General features: G+C 54.6%; 7 protein-coding genes and 1 tRNA gene. 7 read left to right on the forward strand and 1 reads right to left on the reverse strand.

Going from position 1 to position 12,141, the window contains the following annotated elements; all coding sequences use genetic code 11:
• Window positions 1–743 precede the first annotated feature (743 nt).
• On the forward strand, window positions 744–2,846 hold the full coding sequence (gene glgX, locus METAL_RS13315; RefSeq protein WP_005373073.1) for a glycogen debranching protein GlgX: 2,103 nt from the start codon (window positions 744–746) through the stop codon (window positions 2,844–2,846).
• Between the two features lie 246 nt (window positions 2,847–3,092).
• On the forward strand, window positions 3,093–4,361 hold the full coding sequence (locus METAL_RS13320; RefSeq protein WP_005373074.1) for an N-acetylmuramoyl-L-alanine amidase: 1,269 nt from the start codon (window positions 3,093–3,095) through the stop codon (window positions 4,359–4,361).
• A gap of 24 nt (window positions 4,362–4,385) precedes the next feature.
• Here the strand turns inward: METAL_RS13320 and rnr are convergent, their stop codons facing one another.
• Complete coding sequence (gene rnr, locus METAL_RS13325) at window positions 4,386–6,656, reverse strand: ribonuclease R (protein ID WP_005373075.1); 2,271 nt, start codon at window positions 6,654–6,656, stop codon at window positions 4,386–4,388.
• Window positions 6,657–6,925: 269 nt separating this feature from the next.
• Between rnr and METAL_RS13330 the strand changes: the two genes are divergently transcribed.
• From METAL_RS13330 to METAL_RS13345, 5 genes are all read left to right on the forward strand, one after another.
• Window positions 6,926–7,012, forward strand: a tRNA-Leu gene (locus METAL_RS13330).
• 731 nt (window positions 7,013–7,743) lie between these two features.
• Window positions 7,744–8,559 (forward strand): DODA-type extradiol aromatic ring-opening family dioxygenase, encoded by an 816-nt coding sequence (locus METAL_RS13335; RefSeq protein ID WP_005373076.1) that lies wholly within the window; start codon window positions 7,744–7,746, stop codon window positions 8,557–8,559.
• A 109-nt stretch (window positions 8,560–8,668) separates the two neighbouring features.
• Entirely contained in the window at window positions 8,669–9,010 is a 342-nt protein-coding gene (locus tag METAL_RS21040; protein ID WP_157203340.1) for a hypothetical protein, read from the forward strand.
• Window positions 9,011–9,029: 19 nt separating this feature from the next.
• Window positions 9,030–9,752 (forward strand): FAD-dependent oxidoreductase, encoded by a 723-nt coding sequence (locus tag METAL_RS13340; RefSeq protein ID WP_005373077.1) that lies wholly within the window; start codon window positions 9,030–9,032, stop codon window positions 9,750–9,752.
• A 33-nt stretch (window positions 9,753–9,785) separates the two neighbouring features.
• Window positions 9,786–12,080 (forward strand): nitric-oxide reductase large subunit, encoded by a 2,295-nt coding sequence (locus tag METAL_RS13345; protein ID WP_005373078.1) that lies wholly within the window; start codon window positions 9,786–9,788, stop codon window positions 12,078–12,080.
• Window positions 12,081–12,141: the final 61 nt, after the last annotated feature.

Consider the following 12,141-nt stretch of genomic DNA (forward strand, 5'->3'; position numbering starts at 1 on the left):
CCGGCCATGCTCATGCCGTATCTCAAGGCAACGCATTAAAGCGCCTCATAAGCGACCAGTTCAGAGAGTTCAAATGATTTTTTGTGCAAACGGCGTGTAATTGAAACCGGCATTCTGATTTTGGCCCATGACGCCAAAGACCTTCAACCGAGAACCACAGTCTAAACGACTTCGATCAGTATAATCTGAAGCCGGCTTCGCAGCCAGAGACAGGACAGGCGAAACCGCCGCCGGCTTCGGCCCGCGGCGAAGCCGGCCACGCCATTGGTTCGGAATTTGCCGTTAGGCAGGCGCCGAGCACAGTCCAGTCTGGCTCCTGTGCCCTTTAGGTAAGGATATCGGACTATCGACGCCGCAAAGCTGGTTTTGTCAATGACGCAGCTGACTGGCAAAGCGAGCTTTGTCACGCCGGTAAAAAGCTTATTCGGAATTCCCTCAACGGCATTGCCGCCGACACGTCATCCGCGCGCGGTTCCACCCCGCCGCAAACCCTCAAAACAATCCGGCATTGCCAAACCTTGGCAGTCCGTGTAGATTTGACGGTTTTAACTCATACTTTTCAGCAAATTCAGTCCCTGGTTTATTTTTGCCTATACTATATATCTGTAAAATCCGCGGTGCCTGACGACGCAGTCAGCAAAGAGAATACCCTAACCGATTTCTTCATTTTCAAGCCGTATTGATTCAGCCGCGCCTTCGCCGGTCGAAGCTGCGCCAATACTGCACAATTTAGGAAAAAACCATTGGCCGAAATTTATAGTATCAAAACCGGTTATCCTTACCCGGCCGGGGCGACGGCGAACCCGAACGGCGTCAACTTTTCGATTTTCAGCCGCCATGCGACCGCGGTCGAGCTGCTGCTGTTCGAAACCGCCGAAAGTCCGGAGCCGTTCCAGACCATTCAGTTGCAGTCGCAGGTAAACCGGACTTTTTACGCCTGGCATGCGTTCGTCGAGAACCTGCCGGCCGGCACCTGGTACACTTGGCGCATGGACGGCCCGAACAATACCCCCGAATCGGGCCAGATGTTCGATAAGGACAAACACCTGCTCGATCCGTGCGCACGCGCGGTCAGCACGAGGCTTTGGGACAGAAAACAGGCATGCCTGCCCGGCGACAACGTCCGCCATTCGATGCGCAGCATGGTGGTCGAGGACCATTACGACTGGGAAGGCGATGTACCGCTCGCGATCCGCAGCGAGAATGCGATCATTTACGAATTGAACGTAGGCGGCTATACCCGCCATCCCAGTTCCGGCGTGCGCCATCCCGGCACGTTTTCCGGCCTGATCGAGAAAATTTCTTATCTCCGGGAACTCGGCATCACGCATGTCGAACTGCTGCCGGTGATGGCGTTCGACGAGCAGGACGTCCCGTCCGGCACCGCCGACCTGGGCCTGCAAAACTACTGGGGCTACAGCACGCACAGTTTCTTCAGCCCGCATCCCGGCTATTGCGTGACCCCGGAACAGGGCACGCACATACAGGAATTCCAGGATCTGATCAAGGCCCTGCACAAGGCCGGCATCGGCGTGATTCTGGACGTAGTGTTCAATCACACCTCGGAAGGCGGCGCGGGCGGGCCGATCATCAATTTTAAAGGCATCGACAGCGAAATTTATTATCACATCGATGCGCTCAACAAAACCGTGTTCCGCGACTATACCGGCTGCGGCAATACGGTCAATGCCAATCATCCCTTCGTATCCAATTTCATCGTCGACTGCCTCGAATACTGGGTCGAACACATGCATGTCGACGGCTTCCGCTTCGATCTCGCCAGCGCGATGGCGCGCGGCGAAGGCGGGATGCCGCTGCGCGATCCGCCGGTGCTGTGGGCGATCGAACTGTCCGAAAAACTGGCTCGAACGAAACTGATCGCCGAGGCCTGGGATGCGGCCGGCCTGTACCAGGTCGGTTGTTTTCCCGGCTACCGCTGGGCCGAATGGAACGGCATCTATCGGGATGCGGTGCGCCGCTTCCTGCGCGGCGAAAAAGGCCTGATAGGCGATCTGGCGACGCGCCTGTGCGGCAGCAGCGATCTCTACCATCCGGAGGGCCGCCTGCCGATCAACAGCATCAACTTCATCACCTGCCACGACGGTTTTACGCTGATCGACCTGTTCAGCTACAACGAAAAGCACAACCTGGCCAACGGCGAAAGCAATCGCGACGGCTGCAACCACAATTTGAGCTGGAACTGCGGCGTCGAAGGTCCGACCGACAATCCGGCGGTTCAGGCTTTCCGGATCAAGCAGGTCAAAAATGCGTTCGCGATCTTACTGTTGAGCCAGGGCGTGCCGATGTTTCTGGCCGGGGACGAAATCTTGAAAACCCAGCACGGCAATAACAACACCTGGTGCCAAAACAACGAACTGACCTGGTTCGACTGGAACTTCAGCGAAGACAAGCGCGAGATTTTGCGCTTCGTAAAGTCCATGATCGCGTTGCGCAAGCGCAACCCGTCGCTGATGCGCCGCCGCTTCCTGAGCGGCCAGAAGCACGACGACACCCACCTGCCCGACATTTCCTGGCACGGCGCGCAGATCGACCAGCCGAACTGGAACGACCCGGAAGCCCGGGTTTTGGCGTTCACCCTGGCGGCGGCCACCGAAGGCGGCACGCATTTGCATGTGATGCTGAACATGTCGGACAGCAAGGTCGAAATGGAACTGCCGCCGCTAAAAAACTTGAGCTGGCATACCGCAGTCGATACCTCGAAACCGTCTCCCTACGATGCGGTCTGCCCCGCAGAGCAGAGACGGCATAAACGCAAGTTTTACACGGTCGAACCGAAATCGGTCGTCGTGATGGAAAGTTCCGAATCCAAATGGTGGAATTTATAATCTCCTCCGAAACGGTTCAAAAAGGCGCCTCAGGCGCCTTTTTCATGCGCTCAGACTTCCTCGTTCAGACCAATTCCGTTTAGTTAACCGCATTCCCGGCCAGTGCCGTTTTCCGAAATTTCCAGCACCTGCCGCCGAATACCTTTCCGCTTGCCGCATCTCTCAAAAATTTTACATACATCGATGTAAAAACAATTACATATTGTTATAATTTAAACGAAATTATCGTTTTTTTGAGCGGCGGCCATGAGACATTTCGCTAAATCATTCTTTTTGCTGGCGTTACAACTTTTCTCAAGCGTGGCTTTTGCGGCACAAGTGAGCGTCAACTCGCTCCACTTTTGGAGTTCGGCCAAACAAAGCCGGATGATGATCGACGTGTCCGCCATTCCGTCCCATTCCATTTCGCTGACCGAACACCCCGGCCGCCTGGTGATCGACATTCAAAACGCCCGCTTGAAGGGAGAACTGTCTCAGCCGCCTGCCTCGCATCCCTTTTTTTCCCGTATCCGCACGGACCAGAAGCAGAAGACGTTGAGAATCGTCGCCGACCTGAAAAGGCAGATCGATTATGAAAGCTTCACACTGAACCCGAACAAGATGTACGGCCATCGCCTGGTCGTCGATCTGACGGACAAGGGACCGCTTTCGGACAGCCCTAACGCGTCCGAAAAATTTTCGGCCCAGGCCGCCAAGCCCAAAGCGAAAGCACAAGCGCCGCAGAAACTTGCCAAGCGGGCCGCCGGCAACGACAATCCGGCCAAATCGGCCAAGGGAGCGGCAACCTCCGCCGGACCAATCGGCAGAAACATCGTGGTGGCAATCGATGCGGGACACGGCGGCGAAGATCCGGGCGCCCACGGTCCGGCCGGCACAGAAGAAAAGCGTGTGGTGCTGGCCATCGCAAAAAAACTGGCCGCACTGATCAACCGACAGCGCGGAATGCGGGCGGTATTGGTTCGTAAGGGCGATTATTATGTCGATCTCAGAAAACGCATGGAAATCGCCCGCGCCGCGAACGCCGACCTTTTCGTCTCGGTGCATGCGGACGCCTACCAGAAATCCGATGTGAAAGGCGCGTCGGTATTCACACTATCGAACCGCGGCGCTTCGAGCGAAGCGGCGCGCTGGCTCGCCGACAGCGAAAACGCGGCCGATCTGGTCGGCGGGGTTCGTCTCGACGACAAGGAAGAAGTACTGGCTTCGGTGCTGCTGGATTTATCGCAAACCGCGACCCTGGAGGCCAGCAACAATGTCGCCGGCCAGGTGCTAAAAAGTTTTCAGAACATCGGAGAACTGCATTTTTCGTCCGTGCAGAAAGCCGGTTTTCTGGTCCTGAAGTCGCCGGACATTCCGTCGATCCTGGTCGAAACGGCCTTTATCTCGAATCCCGGCGAAGAACGCAAATTGAACAATACCGAACATCAATCGAAAATCGCACTGGCGATTTTCAACGGTATCCGCAATTATTTCAAACAATATACGCCGAACGATACCCGCGTAGCCGAGCTTTAGATATCCTCTAACCCAGTTGAGGGCTTACTTTTTTCTTTTCTTTTTCGAGGCATTATCCGCCTTGGCTCTGCTGCGCTTCCTGGATCTGGCAGCGGCGGCAGCCCGTTTGCCGATCAGCTCGAAGTCGATCTTCTTCTCGTCCAGATCGACGCGCACCACCTGAACCCTGACGCTGTCGCCCAGCCGGAAGACGGTATTGGTGCGTTCGCCGCGCAGTTGGCGGCTGACCGGATCGAAATGGAAATAGTCCTGGCCCAGATTGCTGATATGCACCAGCCCTTCGACATAAATCTCGTCGAGCTCGACGAAAAAACCGAAGGAAGTAACCGCCGAAATCAGCCCGGCAAACTCCTCGCCAATCTTGTCCATCATGTACTCGCATTTGAGCCAGAGCACCACATCGCGGGTCGCATCGTCGGCACGCCTTTCGTTCGCGGAGCAATGCTCGCCGAGCAGCACCATGTCGGAATGGCTGTAGACAAAGCTTTCCGGCTTCTTGCCCTGCAGCGTATGGCGGATACCCCGATGCACGAGCAGGTCGGGATAGCGGCGGATGGGCGAGGTGAAATGCGCGTATTCATCGAGCGCCAGACCGAAATGTCCCTTCAGGTCCGGACTGTAAACGGCCTGCGACATCGAGCGCAGCAGCACGGTCTGGATCAGATGCGCGTCGGGCCTTCCCTTGATCGACTGCATCAGGTGCATGTAATCGAGCGGCGTCGGCTTGAACCCGCCTCCCAGTTTCAGGCCCAGTTCGCCGAGAAACGACTGCAGCCCCAGCAGTTTGTCCGCGCTGGGGCCTTCGTGGATGCGCAGCAGTTTGGGAATTTTCTTCTTGTTCAAAAAGCGCGCGGCCGCCATGTTCGCCGCGATCATGAATTCTTCGATCAGTTTATGCGCATCGTTGCGGACCAACGGCACGATCCGGTCGATTTTGCGGTCCTTGCCGAAAATGATCCGGGTTTCCTGCGTATCGAAATCCATCGCGCCGCGCTGTTCGCGGCTGAGCCGCATCACCCGGTACAGCGCATACAATTCTTCCAGATGCGGCAGCAAATCCTTGTGCTTTTTGGCAAGCGTTTTGTCATGGTCGACCAGCATCTTCGCGACTTCGGTATAAGTCAGCCGCGCGTGCGAACGCATCACGCCTTCGAAAAAACTCGAACGTACGATCTGCCCCTGGGAATCGATCAGCATCTCGCAGACCATACATAAGCGATCGACATGCGGATTGAGCGAGCACAGGCCGTTGGACAGGATCTCCGGCAGCATCGGAATGACCTTTTCCGGAAAATAGACCGAAGTACTGCGGTTTTTCGCTTCCTGATCGAGTGCGGTATTCACTTGAACGTAATGCGAGACGTCCGCGATCGCGACCAGGAGCTTCCAGCCTTTGGTCGTCTTTTTACAGTACACCGCATCGTCGAAGTCGCGCGCGTCCTCCCCGTCGATCGTAACCAGCGGGGTAGCGCGCAAATCGACGCGATTCGCCTTCGCCTCTTCCGGCACTTCCTCGCTGAACGATTTGATTTCTTCGAGCAACATCTCCGGCCATTGGAAAGGCAACTCATACGAACGGATCGCCATCTCGATTTCCATGCCGGGCGCGAGATGATCGCCGAGCACCTCGACTACGCGCCCGATCGGCTGCCGCAGTTTGGTCGGCTGCTCGACGATCTCGACGACCACGATCTGGCCCTGCTTCGCCTTGCCCGTTTCGCCCGGCGCAATCAGCACGTTTTGCGCGATATTTTTATTGTCGGGCACCACGTAATTAAAACTGTCCTTCATGAAGCGCCCGACGACCTGATGCGTGTTCCGCTCCAGAATCTCGACGACCGCACCTTCCCTGCGTCCCTTCTTGTCGATACTGGAAACGCGCACCATCGCGCGGTCGTTGTGCAAGAGCGCGTTCATTTCGCGCGGCGACAAGTAGAGGTCGTCCGAACCGTCGTCCGGGCGCAGAAAGCCATAGCCGTCGGGATGGCCGAGAATCCGGCCGACAATCAAATCCTTGTTATTGACCAAGCAGTATTTCTGCTCGCGGTTGAACAATAACTGCCCGTCTCGTTCCATAGCCCGAAGGCGCCGCCGCAGAGCCTCCAATTGTTCCTCGTCCTCCAACGCGAAGGCTTCGGCAATTTCCGTACGCTTGAGCGGCTTACCGACATGTTCGATGTATTCAAGAATGAGCTCGCGGCTGGGAATCGGGCGCGTATATTTCTCGGCTTCGCGCGCGGCGTAAGGGTCTGCGGATAAATTGAAGTCAACGACTTTTTTTGACTTGGGCGGCATTGAGGATGGCTAGATAGATGGGAACGATATTTAGATGTTTATCCGCAGGATTCTACTGCATCGCAGAATCCCGGGTTTAATACGATTATAATACACGTTTCCAGGCGCGGAATTTGAAAATGTCAATCATCGGGAATAAAAACTCTCTCCGGGCCATTGGCATCCGAAAACCCATTCGGCAATGGACGGTAAAAAATTCGCAAAATGTTTGACAAGGCCAAAATCGATCCTTATAATACGCCGAATCAACTGAGATGAAACATCGCCTAGCCGAGGTGGTGAAATTGGTAGACACGCTAGCTTCAGGTGCTAGTGGGGGAAACTCCGTGGAGGTTCAAGTCCTCTCCTCGGCACCATACATATCCTACTGTAAATCTTACTCTTCTTAAGAGTCAAGAGAGCAAAATTTATCTGCGTAACACAATCTGCTACACAGCAAAGTTACCTTACGCTCCGCCACAAGACCTATTACCATAGGCGTCATATCCTAACTTACTCAAGCCTCTGTTCCAGCAGAAAGAATTTTTATCCCACTTAAAACCAGAAATTTAAGTGATGCAAAAAACAGGGCTGAACAGTATGATTATTACTTTAATAATCTACTTGCCAAGGAAATCATAAAATCAATGCGGTTACCGCCATTACGAAGTGGACACTATCTTCTCCTCTTTCGATCAGCCGTGACCAGACGCTGTTAAAAGAACGCTTGCATTTGTTTTCCGCTGGTTCCCTGCTATCGACAGGGTGTATCAAGAGCATGAGCGAACGTCCGGAAACGTCAGCTGCAGTGTCTGCCTAAGTCTATCTTCCTTTACGGTTGATCCAGCAATGCCGCGCAATGGGTCTGAGCCGCGTTTAATCAATAACCTATAGCTTAAGTTGGCGCATAGGGGATGGTATGGCAGGTATGGAATGCCCGCGCCAATTCTGCCTTCTGATAGCTTTGATAGATGGTGTGCGCCCTACCTGCCATACCTTCTGAGTAAAAAAAGTTGCATCAAAACCATAGTTTCAAGGCAAATGTGGAGTGAATATTATAGAACCAGCAACCGGGGCGCCGCCCCCCATTTAAACCTAGGTGCCGTCTATGCCATCAGAACTTAATCCCCATCTCAGCCGGATGCTGTTTATCCCTCATGGCGGCGGCCCCTTACCGTTGCTTGGCGATGAAGGTCATTCGAACCTAATCGCTTTTCTCAAAACTGTCGCCCCTTCCTTGGGCAAGCCGTCCGCGCTCTGCCTGATCAGCGCGCATTGGGAAGAAGCCGTGGCTACCCTTACCAGTGGTGAATCGCCTGCCCTGATCTATGACTATTATGGCTTTCCCGACGAGGCTTACCGTATTCACTATCCGGCCAAAGGTTCGCCTAAACTTGCGGCAAGGATAGAGGAACTATTGAAGCGTAGCGGGATCGAGGTCCATCAGGATGCCCAGAGAGGGTTTGACCATGGGTTATTCGTGCCTTTGAAAATCCTCTATCCTGATGCGCATCTGCCTTGCGTGCAGTTGTCGCTGCTCCATAGCCTGGACGCCGGCAGGCATATCCAGCTCGGCAAAGCCCTGGCGGCGTTGCGCCAAGAGAATGTGCTGATTATCGGCTCCGGCTTTTCATTTCATAATTTGAGCGCCTTTTTTACAGCCGATGACAACCAATCCGATGCTAAAAACCAGGCCTTCCAGGATTGGCTCATCGATACCTGTACGAATGAACATCTCTCGGCCAATGAGCGGGAAACTCGATTAACCCACTGGAAAGAAGCCCCGTATGCCCTCTATTGCCATCCGAGAGCGGAACATTTATTGCCCTTGCAAGTGTGTTTTGGAGCATCGAACGGTGCGGCGGCTCGGCTAGTTTTTGCCGGCGAAGTGCTCGGGAAAAAGACCTGTGCTTTTCTCTGGTAAAGTTGGAAGAACCAATCGACCTGATCAATGTCTCTCCCATATTAAAGTTTTACATTTGAATCATTGAGAAATGGTTAGCGCGTGATGTTTTACCCGCAGCCTCTGGCCTTTGTGGATATGGAAACCACCGGCGCTTCAGCCACCCGAGATCGGCATCGTCCTGGTCGACGAACACGGCCTGTGCGAATGGAGCCAATGGGTTCATCCTCAAGCGCGTATTCCGGGATTTATCGAACAGATGACCGACATTACCAATGCCAGGGTTGCCGACGCGCTGCCGTTTGCCGCAATCGCAGCCGAAGTCGAGAGATTTTTAGGGCCGTTTGTTTATCGCGCACAATACCTGCTTCGATTACGGCTTTCTGAAAAACGGATTCAAACACATCGGGCTCCCCTTTCAGCCTTCCGTACTGTGTACGGTCAAACGTTGCGTACGCAATATTTTCAATAAAAATAAGGAGAATTACGCCATGCCCAGCTACAAAGTCAAACTGAAATGCAAACGAGAAATCGCAGAGGAAACGATGGCGTTCCATTTTGAAAAGCCTGAAGGTTTTATCTACAAAGCCGGGCAATTCGCTGACTGTACCCTGATCAACCCTGATGAAACAGACACCGAGGGGAACACACGAGCATTTTCATTGGCAAGCGCTCCTTACGAAGACGATCTTATGGTGGCGACACGAATGCGTGACACTGCGTTCAAACGGGTATTAAAAACCATGGAACTGGGTATGGAAATGACACTGAATGCGCCGTATGGCTCGTTCACGCTGCACAACAATGAGAGCGTTCCTGCTGTTTTTCTCACCGGCGGCATTGGCATTACGCCGGTGAGAAGCATTGTTCTTCAAGCGATTCACGATAGGGTTTCCCATCGAATCTTGGTCTTTTATTCAAACCGAAAGCCGGAAGATGCGGCGTTTCTGGATGATTTGAAAGAATCTCGCACTGCAAATCCAAACTATACCTTTGTCGGTACGATGACGCAGATGGAAAAGTCCAGCCGCGAGTGGCATGGGGAAACCGGCGTTATCAGCAAGGCCATGCTTCTGAAATTCATCGATGATTTGACGTTTCCCATCTACTACATCGACGGCCCGCCCGCTATGGTAAAGGCGATACGGCAAATACTGAGCGAAGCGGGGGTTGACGACGACAACATCCGCACAGAAGAGTTTTCAGGCTACTGATGACGACTTAGGCACTTACTCAAGGAGAACACCATGCGTGTTGCCGCACAACCCTTGACTACAGAGGACGCCGCACTGTCTCCCTGGTGGTTACGCACCGTATTGATCGTGATGGTGCTGGGCTTTGCAGGCCTGATCGTTATCACTTCGCTGGCCTACCGCAACGTTCCGCCGATCCCCGCGCAGGTGCTTGATGCGCAAGGTGTTCGCCTGTTTACCGGTGATGACATCAGCTCAGGCCAAGCTATCTTTCTCAAATACGGATTGATGAACAACGGCAGTATCTGGGGACATGGCGCCTACCTGGGGCCCGATTACTCGGCCGAGGCATTGCACCGTATCGGCGAGGATACCGCCACGGTCATTGCGCGGCAGCAATACCAACAGCCGCTGGTGGCGCTGACGCCTGGCCAACGGGCGGCCGTGTATGCGCAAACGGCGGTCGAGTTAAAAACCAATCGTTACGACGCTGCCAGCGCAACCTTGCACCTGACCCTGCCGGAAACTGCCGCTTACCACCGGCAGATGACTTACTGGACGGATTACTTCCTCGATCCCGCCCGTAATGGCGGGCTCAAGCGGGGACTGATCGGAGACCCGACTGAATTGCGGCAGTTTTCCGCATTCGTCACCTGGGCGGCGTGGGCATCCGTGGCCAACCGTCCCGGCGAGAATTATTCCTATACCAACAACTTTCCGTACGATCCCCACGTGGGCAATACGCCGATACCCGACGCACTGCTGTGGAGTGCATTGAGTCTTATCGTGCTGCTGGCCGGTATCGCCAGCGTGCTGTTGATGTTCGGCAAATTCGATTATCTTGGCTGGATCAGCGCTGGGCACCATGTACACCCTCATCTGTTGCCGGGCCAAGCCAGCGCCGGCCAGCGGGCACTGGTGAAATTCTTCGTGGTAATGGCGCTGCTGTTTCTTGCGCAGACTTTGGTGGGTGGCGCGGTGGCGCATTATCGAGCCGATCCCGACAGTTTTTACGGCTTTCAGCTAGAACGGCTATTTCCCAGCAATTTGATGCGCACTTGGCATCTGCAGACCGCGGTTTTCTGGATCGCTACCGCTTATGTTGCCGCGGCCTTGTTTCTCGGCCGTTCGCTGCGCAATGATGAACCACGCGGGTTCGCTATCTGGATTCATCTGCTGTTCGGCGCCTTCGTCGTGGTCATCGGCAGCAGCCTGTTGGGTGAATGGGCGGGTATCTCGCAAATGTTGGGTCAATGGTGGTTCTGGCTTGGTAATCAGGGCTGGGAATACCTGGAGATCGGCCGCCTATGGCAATACCTGCTGATCGCCGGTCTGCTGGCATGGTTTGCGATCTTATTAAAGCTGGCGCAACCGGAGACTTTGAGCGAACCGGCCGCGAAACCTTTGGTCAGACTGTTCCTGCTGGCTTCCCTGGCGATCCCGCTGTTCTACACGCCAGCCCTTTTCTTTGGCGCCAAGACCCATTTCACCGTGGTCGATACTTGGCGCTTCTGGATCATTCATCTATGGGTCGAAGGTTTCTTCGAGTTCTTCGTAACCACGATGGTGGCGCTGCTGTTTTATCAACTGGGCCTTACTCGGCGCAACGTGGCGCTGCGAGTGATTTACCTCGACGCCATCCTGTATTTCGCCGGTGGTTTGATCGGCACCGGCCATCACTGGTATTTTACCGGCCAGAGCAGCTTCAACATGGCGCTGTCGGCAATGGTTTCGGTACTGGAAGTGGTGCCGTTGACGCTGCTGACCCTGGATGCGTGGGATTTCGTGCGCACCACGCGCGCCGACTGCGATGTCTGCGGCAAATCGGTGGCCGTACCGCATAAATGGACGTTCTACTTCTTGATGTCCGTGGGCTTCTGGAACTTCGTCGGCGCCGGCATCTTCGGCTTCCTAATCAACCTGCCGATCGTCAGCTACTATGAAGTCGGCACCCAACTGACGCCCAACCATGGCCATGCCGCGATGATGGGCGTATTCGGCATGCTGGCGATTGCGCTAATGGTCTTCGTGTTGCGCCAAACCAGCAGCGATGCGCACTGGACCCGCATCGAAAAATACGTTAAGGTCGGATTTTGGGGTACCAATGTCGGCCTGATGCTGATGTTAACGATGAGCTTGTTTCCCAGCGGCGTGTTACAGGTCTGGGATGTAGTCCAGCATGGGTACTGGCACGCGCGCAGCCTTGATTACATCGGTAGCGAGCGATCGCGACTGATCGAATGGCTACGGCTGCCGGGTGACTTGGTATTTATCCTATTCGGTGCCATACCGTTGGTGATCGCATCAATCAAAGGCTGGCTGGGGGTCCACCGACAGTCGACGGATTGACAATCCTTCCATGAAACGCCATACGGCAGTGTGCGGATGGTTTTATCGGGGTTGTAAGCCG

The organism is Methylomicrobium album BG8 (assembly GCF_000214275.2).
Taxonomy (GTDB): Bacteria; Pseudomonadota; Gammaproteobacteria; order Methylococcales; family Methylomonadaceae; genus Methylomicrobium; species Methylomicrobium agile.